The 19,400-nt window shown below is 72.9% G+C and carries 14 protein-coding genes and 3 pseudogenes; 6 read left to right on the top strand and 11 right to left on the bottom strand.

The features are described from left to right. Positions 1-91 precede the first annotated feature (91 nt). Positions 92-2,821: a pyruvate, phosphate dikinase gene (ppdK, locus tag V2W30_RS12945; protein WP_338696264.1), complete on the top strand. Its 2,730-nt coding sequence runs from the start codon at positions 92-94 to the stop codon at positions 2,819-2,821. Positions 2,822-2,830: 9 nt separating this feature from the next. Here ppdK and V2W30_RS12940 read toward each other — a convergent pair. Then, positions 2,831-3,687: pseudogene (locus V2W30_RS12940) on the bottom strand (IS5 family transposase). Between the two features lie 241 nt (positions 3,688-3,928). Here V2W30_RS12940 and V2W30_RS12935 point away from each other — a divergent pair. Then, entirely contained in the window at positions 3,929-4,855 is a 927-nt protein-coding gene (locus tag V2W30_RS12935; RefSeq protein WP_338696263.1) for an oxidoreductase, read from the top strand. A 17-nt stretch (positions 4,856-4,872) separates the two neighbouring features. On the opposite strand, the gene V2W30_RS12930 is transcribed toward V2W30_RS12935, so the two are convergent. The 6 genes and pseudogenes from V2W30_RS12930 to V2W30_RS12905 form a co-directional block, all read right to left on the bottom strand. Next, positions 4,873-5,436 carry a hypothetical protein gene (locus V2W30_RS12930; RefSeq protein WP_338696261.1) on the bottom strand — a complete coding sequence of 188 codons (564 nt, stop codon included), beginning with the start codon at positions 5,434-5,436 and terminating at the stop codon, positions 4,873-4,875. 93 nt (positions 5,437-5,529) lie between these two features. Then, on the bottom strand, positions 5,530-6,306 hold the full coding sequence (locus V2W30_RS12925; RefSeq protein ID WP_338696260.1) for a glucose 1-dehydrogenase: 777 nt from the start codon (positions 6,304-6,306) through the stop codon (positions 5,530-5,532). Between the two features lie 76 nt (positions 6,307-6,382). Then, positions 6,383-6,966 (bottom strand): annotated as a pseudogene (locus V2W30_RS12920) (TetR/AcrR family transcriptional regulator). 51 nt (positions 6,967-7,017) lie between these two features. Beyond that, a complete protein-coding gene (nirD, locus tag V2W30_RS12915) occupies positions 7,018-7,380 on the bottom strand; it encodes a nitrite reductase small subunit NirD (protein WP_338696259.1) in 363 nt (120 codons plus the stop codon). Further along, positions 7,377-9,929, bottom strand: a complete 2,553-nt coding sequence (gene nirB, locus V2W30_RS12910; protein ID WP_338696258.1) for a nitrite reductase large subunit NirB — start codon at positions 9,927-9,929, stop codon at positions 7,377-7,379. Before nirB ends, nirD begins: the two co-directional genes overlap by 4 nt. A 1-nt stretch (position 9,930) precedes the next feature. Continuing rightward, the gene (locus tag V2W30_RS12905; RefSeq protein WP_338696257.1) at positions 9,931-11,190 is read right to left on the bottom strand and encodes an NAD(P)/FAD-dependent oxidoreductase; all 1,260 of its coding nucleotides are present in this window, start codon (positions 11,188-11,190) and stop codon (positions 9,931-9,933) included. A gap of 189 nt (positions 11,191-11,379) precedes the next feature. Here V2W30_RS12905 and V2W30_RS12900 point away from each other — a divergent pair, with 189 nt between their 5' ends. Next, positions 11,380-12,165, top strand: a complete 786-nt coding sequence (locus V2W30_RS12900) for a sulfite exporter TauE/SafE family protein (protein ID WP_338696255.1) — start codon at positions 11,380-11,382, stop codon at positions 12,163-12,165. Positions 12,166-12,186: 21 nt separating this feature from the next. On the opposite strand, the pseudogene V2W30_RS12895 reads toward V2W30_RS12900, so the two are convergent. Together V2W30_RS12895 and V2W30_RS12890 are read right to left on the bottom strand one after the other, a co-directional pair. After that, positions 12,187-12,826 (bottom strand): annotated as a pseudogene (locus V2W30_RS12895) (class F sortase). Positions 12,827-12,961: 135 nt separating this feature from the next. Beyond that, on the bottom strand, positions 12,962-13,480 hold the full coding sequence (locus V2W30_RS12890) for a hypothetical protein (protein ID WP_338696254.1): 519 nt from the start codon (positions 13,478-13,480) through the stop codon (positions 12,962-12,964). Positions 13,481-13,787: 307 nt separating this feature from the next. Between V2W30_RS12890 and cutA the strand changes: the two genes are divergently transcribed. After that, on the top strand, positions 13,788-14,204 hold the full coding sequence (gene cutA, locus V2W30_RS12885) for a divalent-cation tolerance protein CutA (RefSeq protein ID WP_338696253.1): 417 nt from the start codon (positions 13,788-13,790) through the stop codon (positions 14,202-14,204). Next, positions 14,201-15,070: an endonuclease/exonuclease/phosphatase family protein gene (locus tag V2W30_RS12880; protein ID WP_338696252.1), complete on the top strand. Its 870-nt coding sequence runs from the start codon at positions 14,201-14,203 to the stop codon at positions 15,068-15,070. Before cutA ends, V2W30_RS12880 begins: the two co-directional genes overlap by 4 nt. Here the strand turns inward: V2W30_RS12880 and V2W30_RS12875 are convergent. Next, positions 15,033-17,258: a molybdopterin oxidoreductase family protein gene (locus V2W30_RS12875; RefSeq protein WP_338696251.1), complete on the bottom strand. Its 2,226-nt coding sequence runs from the start codon at positions 17,256-17,258 to the stop codon at positions 15,033-15,035. The genes V2W30_RS12880 and V2W30_RS12875 overlap by 38 nt on opposite strands. A 227-nt stretch (positions 17,259-17,485) precedes the next feature. Continuing rightward, positions 17,486-18,187 carry a SanA/YdcF family protein gene (locus V2W30_RS12870; protein WP_338696249.1) on the bottom strand — a complete coding sequence of 234 codons (702 nt, stop codon included), beginning with the start codon at positions 18,185-18,187 and terminating at the stop codon, positions 17,486-17,488. A 377-nt stretch (positions 18,188-18,564) separates the two neighbouring features. Here V2W30_RS12870 and V2W30_RS12865 point away from each other — a divergent pair, with 377 nt between their 5' ends. Continuing rightward, positions 18,565-19,383: a sirohydrochlorin chelatase gene (locus V2W30_RS12865; RefSeq protein WP_338703584.1), complete on the top strand. Its 819-nt coding sequence runs from the start codon at positions 18,565-18,567 to the stop codon at positions 19,381-19,383. Positions 19,384-19,400: the final 17 nt, after the last annotated feature.

Raw genomic sequence — 19,400 nt, 5'->3', positions numbered from 1 at the left:
TGACGGCTGAGTGGACGTACCCACAGGCCTTGGATCTGGGTATGTTCCTCGCCGTCAGGGCAGCCACCCGAGCCTCGAGGAGTCGAGACCCGTGTCGGAAAACAAAGATCCTCAGGGAACGAAGTTCGTTTACGACTTCACCGAGGGCAACAAGGACCTCAAGGACCTCCTCGGCGGCAAGGGTGCCAACCTCGCCGAGATGACGAACCTGGGGCTCCCCGTGCCTCCGGGCTTCACCATCACCACCGAGGCGTGCAAGGTCTACCTCGAGAGCGGCGCCGAGCCGGTGGCACTGCGTGACGAGGTGAGCGCCCACCTCGACGCCCTCGAGGAGCGGATGGGGAAGAAGCTCGGCCAGGCCGACAACCCCCTTCTGGTGTCGGTCCGTTCGGGCGCGAAGTTCTCCATGCCCGGCATGATGGACACCGTCCTCAACATCGGCCTCTCCGACAAGTCGGTGCAGGGCCTCGCCAAGCAGGCCGGCGACGACCGCTTCGCGTGGGACTCGTACCGCCGCCTCATCCAGATGTTCGGCAAGACCGTCATGGACGTCGACGGCGAGCTGTTCGAGGAGGAGCTGGAGAAGGCCAAGCGCGCCAAGAAGGTCACCGTCGACACGGACCTGGACGCCGCCGACCTCAAGAAGCTCGTCACGCGCTTCAAGAAGATCGTCAAGACCGAGGCCGGCCGCGACTTCCCGCAGGACCCGCGCGAGCAGATGGACCTCGCGATCCACGCGGTCTTCGACTCGTGGAACACCGACCGCGCCAAGCTCTACCGCCGCCAGGAGCGCATCCCCGGCGACCTCGGCACCGCGGTCAACGTCTGCTCGATGGTCTTCGGCAACCTCGGCCCCGACTCGGGCACCGGCGTCGCCTTCACCCGCGACCCGGCCTCCGGCCACCAGGGCGTCTACGGCGACTACCTCCAGAACGCGCAGGGCGAGGACGTGGTGGCGGGCATCCGCAACACCGTGCCGCTCGCCGAGCTGGAGTCGATCGACAAGAAGTCGTACGACCAGCTCATGCAGATCATGGAGACCCTGGAGAACCACTACAAGGATCTCTGCGACATCGAGTTCACCATCGAGCGCGGCCAGTTGTGGATGCTCCAGACCCGCGTCGGCAAGCGCACCGCCGGTGCCGCCTTCCGCATCGCGACGCAGCTCGTCGACCAGGGCCTGATCGACGAGGCGGAGGCGCTCCAGCGCGTCACTGGCGCCCAGCTCGCCCAGCTGATGTTCCCGCGCTTCGACGACACCGCCCACGGCACGAAGGGCATCGAGCTGCTCGGCCGCGGCATCGCCGCCTCGCCGGGTGCGGCGGTCGGCAAGGCGGTCTTCGACTCGTACACCGCGATCAAGTGGTCGCGCTCCGGCGAGAAGGTCATCCTGATCCGCCGCGAGACCAACCCCGACGACCTCGACGGCATGATCGCGGCGGAGGGCATCCTGACCTCGCGCGGCGGCAAGACCTCGCACGCGGCCGTCGTCGCCCGCGGCATGGGCAAGACCTGTGTCTGCGGCGCCGAGGAGCTGGAGGTCGACACCAAGCGGCGCCGGCTGACCATCGGCGACATTGTCGTCGAGGAGGGCGACGTCGTCTCCATCGACGGCTCGACGGGCAAGGTCTACCGCGGCGAGGTCCCGGTCGTCCCTTCCCCGGTCGTCGAGTACTTCGAGGGCCGCATGCACGCCGGGGCCGACGACGCCGACGAGCTCGTCGGCGCCGTGCACCGGATCATGGCGTACGCGGACCGAGTACGCCGCCTGCGCGTACGGGCCAACGCCGACAACGCCGAGGACGCGCTGCGCGCCCGCCGGTTCGGCGCCCAGGGCATCGGCCTGTGCCGCACCGAGCACATGTTCCTCGGTGAGCGCCGCGAGATGGTCGAGAAGCTGATCCTCGCCGACACGGACACCGAGCGCGAGGAGTCCCTCAAGCAGCTCCTGCCGCTCCAGAAGCAGGACTTCATCGAGCTGTTCGAGGCGATGGACGGACTGCCCGTCACGGTCCGGCTGCTCGACCCGCCGCTGCACGAGTTCCTGCCCGACATCACCGAGCTGTCGGTGCGCGTCGCGCTCGCCGAGTCCCGCCAGGACAGCAACGAGAACGACCTGCGCCTGCTCCAGGCCGTGCACCGGCTGCACGAGCAGAACCCGATGCTGGGTCTGCGCGGCGTCCGGCTCGGCCTGGTCATCCCCGGCCTGTTCGCCATGCAGGTGCGCGCCATCGCCGAGGCCGCCGCCGACCGCAAGAACGCCAAGGGCGACCCCCGCGCGGAGATCATGATCCCGCTCGTCGGCACCGTCCAGGAGCTGGAGATCGTCCGCGAGGAGGCCGACCGGGTCGTCGCGGAGGTCGAGGAGCAGACCGGCGTCGAGCTGAAGCTGGCCATCGGCACGATGATCGAGCTGCCCCGCGCCGCCCTCACGGCCGGGCAGATCGCCGAGGCCGCCCAGTTCTTCTCCTTCGGCACGAACGACCTGACGCAGACTGTCTGGGGCTTCAGCCGCGACGACGTGGAGGCCTCGTTCTTCACCGCGTACCTGGAGAAGGGCATCTTCGGGGTGTCGCCGTTCGAGACGATCGACAAGGACGGCGTCGGCTCCCTCGTGAAGTCCGCGGTCGAGGCGGGCCGGGCCACGCGCCCCGACCTCAAGCTCGGCGTCTGCGGCGAGCACGGCGGTGACCCGGAGTCGGTCCACTTCTTCCACGAGGTGGGGCTCGACTACGTCTCCTGCTCGCCGTTCCGCATCCCGGTCGCCCGCCTGGAGGCCGGCCGCGCGGCCAGCACCTCCGCGGGCAGCGACCACCGCTAGGGCCTGTCTTCAAAGTGGGCGGAGCCAGAGGAGCGTTGATGCGAGGGTGACCGCGGCTTCGAAGGAGGTCGCGGTCTTGTCGTATCGGGTGGCGATGCCGCGCCATTGCTTGAGGCGGTTGAAGCAGCGCTCGACGACGTTGCGGCGCCGGTAGGCAGCCTTGTCGAAGCCGCATCGCCGTTCACGGCGTCGTGCTCGCCCGGCGAGTTGGTCGACCCGTTCGGGAATGGTGGCCTTGATGCCGCGTCGGCGCAGATGGGTGCGGATGGCCCGGGACGAGTAGCCCTTGTCCGCGACCACCCGGTCGGGGCGAGTGCGGGGGCGACCGGGGCCGAGTCGAGCGACGCGAATACCCGCCATGACCTGTTCGAACTGGGTGCAGTCATTGCGGTTACCGCCAGTGAGAGTGAACGAGAGCGGGCGGCCGCGGCCGTCACAGGCAAGATGGATCTTGGTGGTCAGTCCACCTCGGGATCGACCGAGGGCGTGATCTGCCGGTTCGTCCCTCGACCTGCCCCCCTTTTCGCGCCGGCCGCGTGTTGATGGGCACGGACCACAGTGGAGTCGACGGCCACCAGCCAGTCCACGTCCGCGTTCGCGTCGCGGTCGGCCTGGACCGCGGCAAGCATGCGGGTGAACGTGCCGTCCAGGGCCCACCTGCGGAAACGTGTGTACAACGACTGCCACGGCCCGTACCGGGCTGGCACATCCCGCCAGGCGGCGCCCGCACGGATCTTCCATACGATCCCGTTCAACATCGTCCGGTCGTCCGCCCGCGGGCGACCGAACGATGCCGCCGGCAGGAACGGGCGTAACAACTCCCATTCCTCATCGGTCAGTTCATAGCGGCGACTCACAAGACCCATCATCCCGCGCCGCTACTTTGAAGACAGGCCCTAGGGCCCGGACCGGCCCTGGGCGGAACGCCCAGAACCCCGGAGCCGCCGTCGGTCCCCGACCCTCACCGATCGGCGGCGGCCCCGGCCCATGCGAACGGGCGGTACCCCTGTGCGGGGGGTACCGCCCTTCGCGTCCCCGGCGGGGTCCCCGTGTTTACTGGTCGGCAGGAAGCAAGCACTCCGCCCCTCGTCCAGGGAGGACACCGCCATGAGCGGCTGGAACGCGAGCGACATCCCCGACCAGAGCGGCCGCACCGCCGTCGTCACCGGCGCCAACAGCGGCATCGGCTACGTCACCGCCCGCGAACTCGCCCGCGCCGGGGCCCGGGTGGTCCTGGCCTGCCGCAGCGAGCCGCGCGGCATCGAGGCGCGGGACCGGATCCGCTCCGAAGTCCCGGACGCCGACGCCGAGTTCGCACCCCTCGACCTCGGCGACCTCGCCTCCGTACGGGACTTCGCCGCCGCCTGGGGCGACCGGCCCCTTCACCTGCTCGTCGACAACGCGGGCGTCATGGCGCTGCCGTACGGGCGCACGGCCGACGGCTTCGAGACCCAGTTCGGCGTCAACCACCTCGGGCACTTCGCCCTGACCGGACTGCTCCTGCCGAGCATCCTAGAGGCGCCCGCGCCACGCGTCGTCTCCGTCTCCAGCGGCCTGCACGCCCTCGCGAACATCGACATCGGCGACCTCAACAGCGAGCGGCGCTACCGCCGTTGGGTGGCGTACGCCCGCTCCAAGACGGCCAACCTGCTGTACGTCCACGAACTCGCCCGCCGGGCGGCCGCCACCGGGGTCGACCTCGTGGCCGCGGCCGCGCACCCCGGATACGCCGCCACGTCGCTCCAGACGCGCGGCGTCAGGATGGAGGGCCGCAAGGCGGCCGAGCGATTCGTCGAGATCGGCAACCGGATCGTCGCGCAGCCCGCACACCGGGGCGCGCTGCCCACGCTGTACGCGGCGACGGCGCCCGAGGTGCGTCCCGACGGCTTCTACGGGCCGCGCCACCTCATGTGGCGTGGGGCGCCGGCCCCGTCGTGGCGCGCGCCGTGGACGCTCGACGACACGGCGGGGGAACGCCTCTGGGCCGCGTCGGAGCAGCTGACCGGGGTGGAGTACGGGTCCCTCAAGGGCTGACGGCCTCCTGCGGCGGCTCAGTCGAGGCCCGACGCCTCGAAGACGGCCTTCGCCACGTCGCCGTCGACCCGCGCGCCCAGTCCGCGCAGCAGCTCGTCGCCGCAGACGAGGAGGCCGCTGGCGCGGGCCCGCGCGGCCCCCGTCTCGACGCGGTGCCACAGCAGCGGATTGCCGGTGAGGATCTTCGGGTCCAGCTCGACCCGGCCGCCGAGGGCGTCCCGCAGGACGAGCCGCGGCGCGACCCCGTCCGCGCGCCGCGCCGACACCAGCAGATCCGTGCAGACGTGGGCCCGCCGCACCAGCCCGCGCACGGCGAGCCAGCCCGGCCCCGCCGTGACGCGCTGCGGGTGCAGAACGGCGTGCAGCAGCAGGGAGAGGCCGACCCACATCGCCGTACGGGCCGGGGTGAGCGTGGAGTTGGCCGCGTCGATGGTCAGCACGAGCGCGGCCAGGCCGAAGGAGCAGAACAGGGCGGCCCGCAGCTCGCCCGTCCAGTTCCGGTCGGTGACGGTGACGGTGGCCGTGGGCCGGGCCGGCCACCTGCCGACCCGCGCCCCTCGTGTCCTCGCACTGTGTCGCATGCAGCGCACGCTAGGCCGGTGCCCGCCCCGAGTCACCCCTCTTGACGTGACGCTGATCCACGGCGCGCGGGTCTTGACGGCACGCTGACGGGGTCACGCGGCGGCGCCGCCGTCGATCACCAGATCGGCGCCGACCACCGACGCCGCGTCGGAGGAGGCCAGGTACAGGACGGCCGCGGCGATCTCGTCGGTCGTCGAGACGCGGCCGAGCGGCGACGCCTCCTTCATCCGGGCCGCGCGCCCGTCGGCGCTCTCGCCGGGCAGCAGCGACATCGCCGTGTCCGAGGGGCCCGGACTCACCGCGTTGATCCGTACGCCGTCGGCGATGTGGTCCAGGGCGGCGCCCCGGGTGAGGGCGGAGACGGCGGCCTTCGAGGCGCCGTAACCGGCGATACCCGCACGGGACTTGTGCGGTCCGAGGTTCGAGGAGATGTTCACGATCGCGCCGCCGCCGGGCTGGGTGCGCATCTGGGCGACCTCGGCCTGGAGCGCGTGCAGGACGCCCGTGACGTTGACGTCGAGCAGGGTGCGCCAGTCCTCGGCGGACAGGTCGGCGACGGGGCCGCCGCCGCGGAAGACGCCCGCGCTGTTCACGGCGACGTCGAGCGAGCCGAACCGCTCGACCGCCGTGCGGACCAGGGTCCGCACCTCGTCGGCGCGGGTCACGTCCGTCGGGTGCGCGAGGGCCGTGCCGCCGGCCGCCTCGATCAGGGCGACGGTCTGGGCCAGCGGGGCGGCGGTGCGTCCGGCGACGACGACGCTCGCGCCCTCGGCGGCCAGCGCGAGGGCGATCGCCCGGCCGAGTCCGGAACCGGCACCGGTGACGAGGGCGGTGCGGCCGGTGAAGCGCGTGCGGGGCGCTGGAGACATGGGATCCTCTTTCTTGACCGATCGGTTCATTATGAGGGTGTGAAAAAGGGCCGGGCGAGGTGCGCGGTGCCCGGTCTCAGTCCAGGAGGGCGAGCGCCTGCTCGGCCGCGTCCGTGACCCGGGCGGGGTCCTGCGACGCCTTGCCGGTGACCCGGATGCCCTGCATCAGGACGAGCAGCAGGCGGGCGAGCGAGCGGGGTCGCGCCCCGCGGGCAGTTCGCCGCGGGCCTGCGCGCGGGTGAGCGTCGCGCGCAGCAGTGTCTCCAGGTGCTCCCAGCTGCCCTGCACGCGCCGGGCGGCCCGCGCGTCGTGCGGGCCGAGCTCCGCCGCCGTGTTCGTCACCAGGCAGCCGAGGAGGCGCCGGTCGTCCGAGGTGGCCTCGGCGGCGAAGCGGCGTACGAGCGTGCGCACGAGGTCGAGCGGCGGCCCGTCGCCCGACAGCTCGGCGAGGATCGCCGCGTCGGTGGTCCCGGTGTACCGGTCGACCGCCTTGAGGTACAGCTCCCGCTTGCTGCCGAACGTCGCGTAGAGGCTGGCGCGGCCGATGCCGAGGTGCTCGACGAGGTCCGCCATCGACGTCGCCTCGTAGCCGCGCCGCTGGAACAGCTCAAGGGCTGCCTGCAACGCGGCGTCCGGGTCGAATTCCTTGGTCCTGGCCACGCACGGAACCTACGTGTGAGTGGAACGATCGGTCAAGTAAAGTCGGGAGGCTCAGGCGACGGTGCGCGTCCCGTACGCCCGGACCGCGACCTCGTCGTCGTCCAGGCAGCGGCCCGTCTCCAGGTCGAAGCGCTGCTTGAGCAGCGGCGACGCCACGAACGGGCGGCCCTGCGCCGAGCCGATCAGGCCGCGCGACAGGACGGCCGCCCCGGTGAACGGGTCGGTGTTGTCTAGGGCGAACAAGCGGCCCGCGCGGTCGAGGAAGACCGCCGCCTGCCGGCCGTCGGGCAGCAGGGCGGCGACGCCGCGCCCCGGGGTCAGCCGGGACAGCTCGCACACGCTCAACCACTCGTCGCCGAAGGCGAGTTGGACCAGTACCGTCGTCTTCTCGGGGGCGATCGGGGCCATTGTCATCGGACAGCGAGTCCTTCCAGGGGAATGAGCGGCAGTTCCGGCTTGATCTGGTCGCGCTCCGGCACGAAGCGGACCGTGGGGTCCGGGGTGTCGGGGGCGTTGACGAAGGAGACGAAGCGGGCCAGGCGCTCCGGGTCGTTGATGGTCTCGGACCACTCGTCGCGGTAGCGGTCGACATGGGCCCGCATCAGCGCCTCCAGGTCGTCGCAGATGCCGAGCGAGTCGTGCACGACGACATCCCGTACGTGGTCGAGGCCGCCGTCGATCCGGTCCAGCCAGACCGAGGTGCGCTCCAGGCGGTCGGCGGTGCGGATGTAGAACATCAGGAACCGATCGATCAGCCGGACCAGCTCCGCGTCGCTCAAGTCCTGCGCGAGCAGGTCGGCGTGACGGGGCGTCATGCCGCCGTTGCCGCCCACGTAAAGGTTCCAGCCGTTGGCGGTGGCGATGACGCCGAAGTCCTTCGACTGGGCCTCGGCGCACTCGCGGGCGCACCCGGAGACCGCCGACTTCAGCTTGTGCGGCGACCTGAGCCCCCGGTAGCGCAGCTCCAGGTCGATCGCCATCCGGACCGAGTCCTGCACGCCGTACCGGCACCAGGTCTGCCCGACGCACGACTTCACGGTGCGCAGCGACTTGCCGTACGCGTGGCCGGACTCGAATCCGGCGCCCACCAACCGGGCCCAGATCATCGGGAGTTGCTCGACACGGGCGCCGAAGAGGTCGATCCGCTGGCCGCCCGTGATCTTCGTGTAGAGGCCGAAGTCCCGCGCCACCTCGCCGATCACGATGAGCTTCTCCGGGGTGATCTCACCGCCCGGGATGCGCGGCACGACCGAGTACGAGCCGTTCTTCTGGAGGTTGGCGAGGAAGTGGTCGTTCGTGTCCTGCAACGCGGCCTGCTCGCCCGCGAGGACATAGCCGTCCGCGCCGATCGTCGGGGCCAGCGAGGCGATGATCGAGCCGACCGTCGGCTTGCAGATCTCGCAGCCCTCGCCGCCGCGCGCGCCCTCGCGCCCGTGCTCGTCGAGCAGCTGCGCGAACGTCGTGATCCGCTTGACGCGCACGATCTCGTACAGCTCCTGGCGGGTGTGCCTGAAGCAGCCGCACAGCCCGTCGTCCCCGCTCTTGGGCAGCAGCTGCCCGATGAGCTTGACGCAACTCCCGCACCCGGTACCGGCCTTGGTGCACTTCTTCACCTCGGGCAGCGTGGTGTGCTCGCAGATCTCGCCCTTGGTGACGTTGTGGCACGAGCAGATGACGGCGTCCGCGGGCAGCGCGTCCGGACCGAGCTGCACCGGCGCCCCGGCACCGGCCGGCAGCACCAGCTGCTCGGGCGCGATCGGCGGGACCGCCCCGGTGAAGGCGCGCAGCGTGCCGTACGCCTCCGCGTCACCGACCAGGATGCCGCCGAGCAGCTCGCCCCCGCTGCCGATGACCAGCTTCTTGTACGTGCCCGAGCGCGAGTCGGAGTAGACGACGTCGAGGCAGTCGGCGGTGGCGCCGTGCGCGTCGCCGAAGGAGGCGACGTCGACACCGAGCAGCTTCAGCTTGGTGGACAGGTCGGCGCCGGTGAACGTGAGTCGCTCGGCCGCGTCGTCCTCGGCGATGGCCGCAGCGGCGGTGAGCGCCATCTCGTAACCGGGGGCGACGAGCCCGTACACCCGGCCGTCCGAGGCCAGCGCGCACTCGCCGATCGCGAAGATGTCGGGGTCGCTGGTGCGGCACTGCTCGTCGACCGTGACGCCGCCGCGCTCGCCCACCGACAGACCCATGTCACGGGCGAGTTGGTCGCGCGGACGGACGCCCGCGGAGAAGACGACGAGATCGGTCTCCAGCTCGGAGCCGTCGGACAGCTTCATGCCGCGCACGGCGCCGGTCTCCGCGCCGTCGGAGGTCACGATCTCCTGCGTGCCGACCCCGGTGTGCACGCTGAGGCCCATGTCGGAGATGGTCTTCAGAAGGGCGGCGCCGCCGCCCTCGTCGACCTGGACGGGCATCAGGCGCGGCGCGAACTCCACGATGTGCGTGGTCAGTCCGAGCCCCTGGAGCGCGCCCGCGGCCTCCAGGCCGAGCAGGCCGCCGCCGACGACGGCGCCCACCGTGGCGTTGTTCCTGGCGTACTCCTCGATCGCGTACAGGTCCTCGATGGTCCGGTACACGAAGCAGCCGGCGGCATCCTTGTTCGGCACCGGCGGCACGAACGGGTACGAGCCGGTGGCCAGCACCAGCGCGTCGTACGCCACCGTGAGACCCGACCGGGCGTGCACCACGCGCGCCTCGCGGTCGACGACGACGGCGGGGTCGCCGACGTGCAGCTCGATGCCGTGCTTCTCGATGAACTCCGGCTCCGTCAGGGAGAGTTCCTCGGGTGTCGTGCCCGAGAAGTACGAGGTGAGGTGGACGCGGTCGTAGGCGGGGCGCGGCTCCTCGCACAGCACGACGACGCGATGCGTCTCGGTGAGCCCGCGCTCGGCGGCTGCTTCGAGGAAGCGCTGGCCGACCATGCCGTGGCCGACGAGGACGAGGGTGGGCAGTGAGGTCGCCATGTCAGTGGCCTCCGTCGTGGGTGAGCAGATGGAGCAGCGACGCCCCGACCGCGGGGTCGGTGCCGTCGGCGGGCAGGGATTCGTTCGCCTCCCAGGCGAGGGCGAGCGCGCCGACGCTGGCGAGCTCACCGACCAGGACGCCGCCGACCAGGCGGTCCCCGCGCACGACGACCTTGCGGTATGTGCCGCGCGTGGCGTCCGCGAGCTGGACGACGTCGTCGCCGGGGAGTGCCTCGGTCTCGCCGAACGCGGCGAGATCCAGCGGGCCCGCCTCGTGCGGGAGGGTGAGCCGGGTGAGCGTGCGGGTCCCGGTGTACGCGGCCCGCCCGCCGGTGAGCAGGTCGGCGAGCGCGTCGGCCTGTTCGAGGGCGGGCGTCGCGAGCCCGTAGACGGTGCCGGCGTGCTGGGCGCAGTCGCCGATCGCGTGGACGAGCGGGTCGCTGGTGCGCAGCTCGTCGTCGACGACGATCCCCTTGCGCACGTCGAGGCCCGCGGCCTGCGCGAGCCCGGCGCGGGGCCGCACCCCGCAGGCGAGCACGGTGACATCGGTGCCGAGGACGTAGCCGTCGTGCAGTTCGACGCGGCGTACGCGGCCGTCGACGACGCCGACGCCGCGGACCCGGCACTCGGTGTGGATCTCGACGCCGAGTGCGGTCAGATGGCGCCGGACGAGGGCGGAGGAGCGCGGGTCGAGCTGGCGCTCCATCAGCCGCTCGGCCTGCTGTGTGAGCACCACCTGGGCGCCGCGCCGGGCGAGCGCGCGGGCCGCGGAGACACCGAGGAGGCCGCCGCCGATGACGACGGCGCGGGTCCCCTCGGTGACGGCCGCGGACAGCGCGAGGCAGTCGTCCATGGTGCGGAACGCGTGGACGCCGCCCGGCAGCTCGGTGGCCCCGGGCTCGAAGAGACCGCGCAGGGGAGGCAGCACGGGGTTGGACCCCGTCGCCAGGACGAGCCGGTCGTAGGCGACCTCGGCCCCGTTCTCGCACTGCACGATCCGCCGGTCCCGGTCGATGCGGACGGCGCGGGTGTGCAGGCGGGGGCCCGGGGTGCGGGGCAGTTCGATGACGTCCGCGCCGTACGTGCCGGCGAGGACCTCGGCGAGCAGCACGCGGTTGTACGGGGCGTGCGTCTCCTCCCCGATCAGCACCGCACGCTCGCCCAGGCGCTGGGCGAGGCGGGTGCCGGCGAGGCCGGTGCCGATGACGACGACCCGGGACCCGTCCCGGGGTGCGTCGTCGTGCTCGTACGGTGCGGTCATGCTCCGAAGCCTGCGGCGTGGGTGTTTCCCGGTGGCGTCCCGATGATTTCCCTGGGGGAACGGTGGGCTCAGCGGGGGCGGGTGACGGGTGTGAGGGCTCTGCGGCGGGCGCGGGCGCAAGCTCAGAAGACGCTCAACTCTCCCCGGATCGATGGACGGCACACGTATCGCGTCCATAAGGTCGCGATCATGCCTGACATATCGCTCACCACCGTCATCGTCCTCTGCGTCGCCGCGCTCGCGGCGGGCTGGATCGACGCGGTGGTGGGCGGCGGCGGCCTGCTCCTGCTCCCCGCGCTGCTGCTCGGCCTGCCGGCCTCCTCGGCGGCGGGGCCCTACGCGCTCGGCACGAACAAGGCCGTCGCCATCGTCGGCACGACCGGCGCCGCGATCACGTACACCCGCAAGGCGACGGTGGACGTCCGCCTCGCGGTCCGGATCGGCGTGGCGGCGCTCGTCGGCTCGACGGGCGGCGCCCTCCTCGCGGCCGGGATGAGCACGGACGTCCTCAAGCCGATCGTCATGGTCGTCCTGGTGGGCGTCGGCGCCTTCGTGATCTTCCGCCCGTCGTTCGGCACGGCCCCGTCGGCCACCCCGGTCTCCCCGCGCCGGGTCTGGGCGGCGATCGGCTTCGCCGGCCTCGGCATCGGCTTCTACGACGGCCTGATCGGCCCCGGCACCGGCACCTTCCTGGTCCTCGCCCTCACCGCGCTGCTCCACCTGGACCTGGTCACGGCCTCCGCCACCGCCAAGATCGTCAACTGCTGCACCAACGCGGGCGCGCTGGCGATGTTCGCCTACAAGGGCACGGTCTACTGGCAACTGGCCGCGCTGATGGCCGTGTTCAACCTCGCGGGCGGCATGATCGGCGCCCGCACGGCCCTCAAGCGCGGCGCGGGTTTCGTACGCGTCGTGCTGCTGACGGTGGTGTGCGCGCTGGTGCTGAAGATGGCGTACGAGCAGTGGGTGGCGTGAGCACCGAGGCACGAGCCGGTCTCAGCGGCTCCCCGTCAGATGCGCGAACACCACGACGTTCCCCTGGTACCCCGTGCCCCGCGCGTACGGCCCGCCGCACGTGATCACGCGCAACTCCGGCCTGCGCGCCGCCCCGTAGACCTTCTCGTCGGGGAAGTCCTTCGCCGCGTAGACCTCGACCGCGTCGACCGTGAAGACGGCGACCGAGCCGTCGCGGCGGTCGATCTCGATGGTGCGGCCGCGGGTCAGCGCGCCCAGGTCGTAGAAGACGGCGGGGCCGACGGCGTTGTCGACATGGCCCGCCACCACGGCCGTGCCGGTCTCGCCGGGCGTGGTGCCGGCCTCGTACCAGCCCGCGAGGTTCTTCTTCTCCGGCGGCGGTACGTCGAGGCTGCCGCCCCGGGTCAGGCCCAGGCCCATCAGCGGGGCGTCCACCCGGATCGACGGGATGCGGACGCGGTCCGGCGGCGAGGGGAGAGCGGGGCCGCGGCGGGGTGTCGTGGCCGCCGCCCGCACGGGCCTGCGCGGCCGACGGCTGGGGCGGCGGGTGGCCCTCGGAACCGCTGGCCAGGAGCCAGGCCCCGGCGCACAGGGCGAGGGCCGTGACGGTTCCTATGACGGCGTTGGCCCGATTCCCGGGGCGCACGCGCACGCGTCGCATTCAGGCTCCTGACGGCTCGACGACTGGGTCCCCTTCCTCTCCGGTCCGCGAGGGGATGCGGCCGGAGAGGAGGGGACTGGCGGTACCGGGGGACGGACGGGTGCGCGAACGGCGGAGGGGGTCCGCGCCGACCCGTCAGATCCCATCGCCTCTCGCCCGGCGATGCAGGAGCCAGGTACCGCCCGCGGCGGCGACGGCCAGCGCCGCCACACCCGCCGCGGTCTGCACGGGGTCGGGACCGAGCGCGCCGCCGACCCCCGTCTTCACATGGCCTTTCGGCATCTGCGCCCCCGGCGTCCCGGCCTGGGCCAGCGACACGATCAGGTCGCCGGTCACCTCGGTGCCGCGGGAGCAGCGGGCGACGATCTCGTACGTTCCCGGTTGCGCGGACACGGGCACCGAGAACCGTCCGTCGGCGCCGCCGGAGTCCGCGCCGGGCGCCAGCGTGAACGCCCCCGCGCCGACCGCCGACGCGTCGCCGGACGCCGTGCCGTCCGCGCCGCACGCGGTCGTGCCGACGGTCACGGTGTCACCGGGCGACACCGTCGCCGGGTACACCTCCAGGCCGCCCTGCGCGGCGCCGACCGGGCCGGCCGCGATGCCGGCGGCGGCGACGGCCAGAGCGGCGACGGTCAGCGGTCGGCCTGTACGCATCGAGCTGCTCCTTCGTGTCCTGAGCGGGCGTCCGGTGCGCCCTGCCAAGCACGAGGTAAGTCCCCTTCGCCGCCGCACGCTTGCTGATGCACCGTCAGATACCCCGGTGGCGCCCTACTCCTGACGCCTCGACGGCAACATTCCAGCAGGTCATCGGCGTGTCGGCGAAAAGAACCCGAAGGGCGCGCCGAAGCGTGCGACCGGGTGACCCGACACTCCGTCAGCGCCCCCGGCGGTACGCGGAACCGCGCGTCCGGTCCCGCGCGAATTCCCGTGGGACGCCCGTGCCGGAGCCCTGAAGGTCACAATGGGAGGCGTGCAGAAGCCTCAACGGACAGAGCGGACCGACCGGACCGAGCAGGGCGACCTGAACGATCAGGCCGACCGGAGCGAGCGGGCCGGGTCGGGTGTCCTCGCCGTCCTGACCACGACGGACAGCCGCGAGAAGGCGGACGCCCTGGCGCGCGACGCCGTCGCCGCCCGGCTCGCCGCCTGCGTCCAGATCGGCGGACCGGTCACCTCCGTCTACCGGTGGGAGGGCGATGTCGAGTCGGCGCAGGAATGGCAGGTGCTCCTGAAGACCACGGAGGCCCGGTACGCCGAACTGGAGGGCTGGCTGACGGAGCGCCACGACTACGAGACGCCGGAGATCGTCGCCCTGCCCGTGGTGCGCGGCGGCGCCGGCTACCTGGCGTGGGTCCACGACGAGACGTCCCCCGCGTGACCCTGCGCCGGTTCCTGCTGTCGGGTGCCGTGGCCGTGCTCTGCCTCGCGCTCATCGGCCCCAGCGCCCCGGGCGGCGTCCTCGTCGCCAAGCCGCTGCCGGTCGACGCCGCCAAGGACGTCGTACCGAACCGCGTCATGACGTGGAACATCTGCAACCCCTGCGGCAGGAGCCAGAACCTCGGCAGGGCGGCGGAGATCGCCACATACGCGCCCCAGGTCATCGGCCTCCAGGAGGCGTGCGTGCGGGACGTCGAGGAGATCCGGCGCCTCCTCGCGGGCCTCTACGGCCTGACGTACCAGGTCGCGTACGGGCCGGTGCTGACGAGCTGGGGCCGCTGCGGCGGACTGCCGTGGCGCCCGGGAGGCTACGGGCAGGCGATCCTGTCGGCGGCGCCGATCAGCGACCGCGCGAACGTCGAGTACCCCGACGGCGGTTCCGAGGACCGCGGCTACCTGTCCGTCACCACCACGGTGGACGGGCGGCGCGTCCGCGTCATCGACACCCACCTCGCCGAACGGCGCCAGGAGCCGGTGCGGGCCCGGCAGGCCCGCGTCCTCGCGCGGGAGATCGCCCGGCACGACCGCGTGATCGTCATCGGCGACTTCAACGCCGTGCCGTACGCGCCCGAACTCGGCCCCGTCCAGGCCCTGGCCACGGAGTCGGACCCCGCCTGCCGGGCCGTGTTCGAGGGCGACTGCGCGCCGACCACCGACTGGCAGAGCAAGTTCGACTACGTGTTCCTGCGCGGCGTCACCGCGGTCGCGCACCGGGTGCGGCCGAGCCCGTACTCGGACCACCACCTGTTCCAGTCCGACGTGCGGATCGTCACGCGGGCCGCTCCAGACGCACCGCGCACACCTTGAACTCGGGCATCCGTGACGTCGGGTCGAGCGCCGGGTTCGTCAGGGTGTTGGCGCGGCCCGCGCCCGGCCAGTGGAACGGCATGAAGACGGTGTCCGGGCGGATCGTCGCCGTCAGCCGTGCCGGGGCCACCGCCCGGCCGCGCCGGGACACCACCGCCACGTCGTCGCCCTCGGCGATGCCCAGGCGGGTCGCGAGCCGCGGGTGCAGCTCCACGAACGGCCCCGGGGCCGCCTTGTTGAGTTCGGGGACGCGGCGGGTCTGCGCGCCGGACTGGTACTGGGCGACGACCCGGCCCGTCGTGAGGTGCACGGGGTACTCCGCGTCCGGCTCCTCGGCGGCGGGGCGGTGCGTCACGGGGACGAAGACGGCCCGGCCGTCGGGGGTCGCGAAACGGTCGAGGAAGAGGCGGGGGGTGCCGGTGGTGTTTCCGGTGTGTGTGGTGCTCGCGGTGCCTTCAGTGTCACTGGTGCTCGCGGTGCCTTCGGTGTCGCTGGTGCTCTCAGTGCTCTCAGCGCTCTGAGTGCTCTCGGTGCTCCCGTTGTCTCCCGTGCCCCGGGTGTCGTGCTCCGCGTCCGCCGGGCACGGCCAGAAGACCGCGTCGCCGGCCGCGAGACGCTCGTACGTGATCCCCGAGTAGTCGGCGGGGCCGCCCGCGGACGCGCGCCGCAGCTCGTCGAAGACCTCCGCCGGGTCCGTCGGGAACTTCTTCTCCAGGCTGTCGGCGGACAGCCGGGCCGCCAGCTCGTGCAGGATCTGGAGATCCGTGCGCACGCCGTCCGGCGGGGTGAGGGCCCGGCGGCGCAGCAGCACACGCCCTTCCAGGCTCGTGGTGGTGCCGGTCTCCTCCGCCCACTGGGCTACGGGGAGGACCACGTCGGCGAGTTCGGCCGTCTCGGACAGGACGACGTCGGCCACGGCGAGGAAGTCCAGGGAGCGGATCCGGCCCTCGATGTGCGCGGCCCGGGGAGCCGACACCACCGGGTTCGAGCCCATGAGGAGCAGCGCCCGCACGTCCTGCCCGAGCGCGTCGAGAAGCTCGTACGCCGAACGTCCCGGACCGGGCAGCGCGTCGGGGTCCACGCCCCAGACCTCCGCGACATGGGCGCGGGCCGCCGGGTCCGTCAGCTTGCGGTAACCGGGCAACTGGTCGGCCTTCTGGCCGTGTTCGCGCCCGCCCTGCCCGTTGCCCTGGCCGGTGAGGCAGCCGTACCCGGACAGCGGACGGCCGGGGCGGCCGGTCGCGAGGGCCAGGTTGATCCACGCGCCGACCGTGTCCGTGCCCTTGGACTGCTGCTCGGGGCCGCGCGCGGTGAGGATCATGGCGTGCTCGGCGTCGGTGAACATCCGCACGGCGGCACGGAGTCGGGGGAGCGGCACCCCCGTGACCCGCTCCACGTACTCCGGCCAGTGCGCCATCGCCGCCGCCCGCGTCTGCGCCCAGCCCTGTGTGCGCTCACGGACGTACGCCTCGTCGACCCGGCCCTCCGCGACGACCAGGTGCAGCATGCCGAGCGCGAGGGCCAGGTCGGTGCCGGGGCGCGGCGCGAGGTGCAGGTCGGCCTGGTCGGCGGTGCGGGTGCGGCGCGGGTCGATGACGATCAACTTGCCGTCGCGCGCCTTGAGTTCGGTGAGGTAGCGCAGGGCGGGCGGCATCGTCTCGGCCAGGTTCGACCCGACGAGGATGACGCAGTCCGTGCGCGGGATGTCCTCCAGCGGGAACGGCAGACCGCGGTCGAGGCCGAACGCCTTCTGGTTCGCGGCGGCTGCCGACGACATGCAGAAACGCCCGTTGTAGTCGATCTGGGAGGTGCCGAGCGCGATCCGCGCGAACTTCCCCAGCGCGTAGGCCTTCTCGTTGGTGAGGCCGCCGCCCCCGAAGACCCCGCACGCGTCCGGGCCATGCGCCGTACGCGTACGGGACAGGCCCTCGGCGACCGCGTCGAGGGCCGCCTCCCAGGTGGCCGGTTCGAGCCGTCCGGTGGCGGGGCTGCGGACCAGCGGCTCGGTGAGACGGACCCGCGAGGAGAGCACGGCGGCGGCGCTCTGCCCCTTGCCGCACAGCGCACCCTGGTTGACCGGGAAGTCCGCGCGGCCCTCGACCTGTGGGGCGCCGGGGCCGGACAGCACGTTCATCCCGCACTGCAGAGCGCAGTACGGACAATGGGTGGGCGTCGACGTGGAGTGCATGGCGTCGAGGGTGCGCCGCGCGTGTTGCGCCCGCTCACGCACCCGGTTACGCCACCGGTACGGGGGCCTCCCGGCGGAGGTGGGGGCGTGGTGAGGTTTGTCGCCGGGTGCGGGCCGGAGGGGGCCGCTCGCCTTCAGAGGAGGCGCGGCGAAGCCGCCGCCTCAGGGGCGCGGGGAACCGCGCGACCGGCCACGACGGCGCCGCACCCGGCAACGAGCCCTCACGGTCAGCGCCCCGCACTCAAGGCCCGCCGCACCCCGTCCTCCCGGCCCCCCAAGAACCGCGGAGCGGGCCGCACCACCGCGTCCACCGCCGCCTTCCCCGCCGCGAAGACCTCCCGCGCCCCACCCCCGTACCACGTCACGTCGTGCGGCTCGGCGACCCCGACGCCGTACGACGCGACGCCCGCCGCCTCGCAGAGCGCGACCGCCCGCCGGATGTGGAAGCCCTGGCTGATCAGCACCGCCCGGTCGACCCCGAAGATCTTCTTCGCGCGGACGCACGAGTCCCAGGTGTCGAACCCCGCGTAGTCGTTCACCACCGCCCGCTCCGGCACCCCGCGCCGGGCCAGATACGCCCGCATCGCGCTCGGCTCGTCGTACTCCGTGCGGCTGTTGTCCCCGGTGACGAGGACCACCCGGATCCGCCCGTCCCGGTACAGCTCGGCCGCCGCGTCGAGCCGGTGGGCCAGGTACGGGGACGGCTTCCCGTCCCACAGCCCCGCGCCGAACACCACCGCCACGTCCGTGCGCGGCACGTCCGCGACCGACCGCAGCCGGTCCCCGGTCGACACGAACAGCCACGTCGCCGGCAGCAGCGCCAGCACGCACAGCCCCATCAGCGCCTGCACCGCCCGCCGCTGCCCGGCGCGGGTACGGGGCAGGCGGGGCAGACGCGGCCGTGGAAGGGCGGACGCGGACAGACGCATGAAGGACCCCCTGGTCGGACGACGTGCTCGTGGTGCGGCCTGTGGTTCATGGAGACGTCCCGCGGGCCCGGACGGTTCACGTTCCCCGGGCTCACCTCACGCCCACCCCGACCGTGAAGCCCCCGCAACCGGACCCGTCACCGCCCCGCAACAGCCCGGCAACCACCGCCCGGCAGGATCGCTCCATGACGGACGAGTCGTACGGCACCATCCAGCCCCGCACGACGCACCACGCCACGATGAACCACGGCACGACGAACCGGAGCACGACGGACCGGAGCACGACGGACCGGAGCACGACGGACCGGAGCACGACGGACCGGAGCACGACGGACCCCCGGACGGACCACCTAGACAGCACGGCGGGAATTCTCAGCATGATCAGCACCCAGCTCGGCGCCCAGCTCAGCCACATGTCCCCGCGCTCCCCGAGCTCCCTGCGGGGCCGCCCGCGCCCGCCCGCCCTGGTCCTCGTGGCGCACGGCAGCCGCGACCCGCGCGCCCTCGCCACCGTCACCGCGCTCATCGAGCGGATACGTGAAGAGCGCCCCGGGCTGACCGTCCGCCTCGGACACATCGAGCTGAACGATCCCCTGCTGAGCGACACCCTCGCCGAACTCCCCGCGGGCCGCGCCGTCCTCGTACCGCTGCTGCTGTCCCGCGGCTACCACGTCAAGCAGGACATCCCGCGGGCCGCGGCCGCCGCCGAGCACCTGCTCACCCGCGTCGCCGCCCCGCTCGGCCCGCACCCCCTGCTCGTCGACGCGCTGCACGACCGCCTGACCGAGGCGGGCTGGCCCGCACACCTGTCCGAGCGAGCCCGCCGCCACACCGGCGTCATCCTCGCCGCCTCCGGATCGCGCGACCCGGAAGCCGCCGTCGACACCCACCGCACCGCCGCGCTGCTCGCCCGCCGCCTCGGCGTCCCGGTCGTCCCCGCCTACGCCTCCGCCGCCGGTCCGGACGTCGCCACCGCGGTCCGCGTCCTCGCCGCCCGCGGCCGCCACCGCGTGGCGCTCGCCTCGTACTTCACGGCGCCGGGCCGGTTCGCCACCGAGTCGGCCGAAGCGGCCCCCGGCATCGTCGCCGCCCCGCTCGGCACCCACCCGGCCCTCGCCCGGCTCGTCCTGCACCGCTACGACACCGCCCTGACGACCGCCCCCGAGAGCGCCGCACGACACCTGGCGTCCGCCTGACCCCACCCGCCCCGTCC

Source organism: Streptomyces sp. Q6, from assembly GCF_036967205.1.
Taxonomy (GTDB): domain Bacteria; phylum Actinomycetota; class Actinomycetes; order Streptomycetales; family Streptomycetaceae; genus Streptomyces; species Streptomyces citrinus.
Note: the sequence above shows the minus strand (reverse complement) of the source record. Positions and strands in the feature narration are given on the sequence as shown.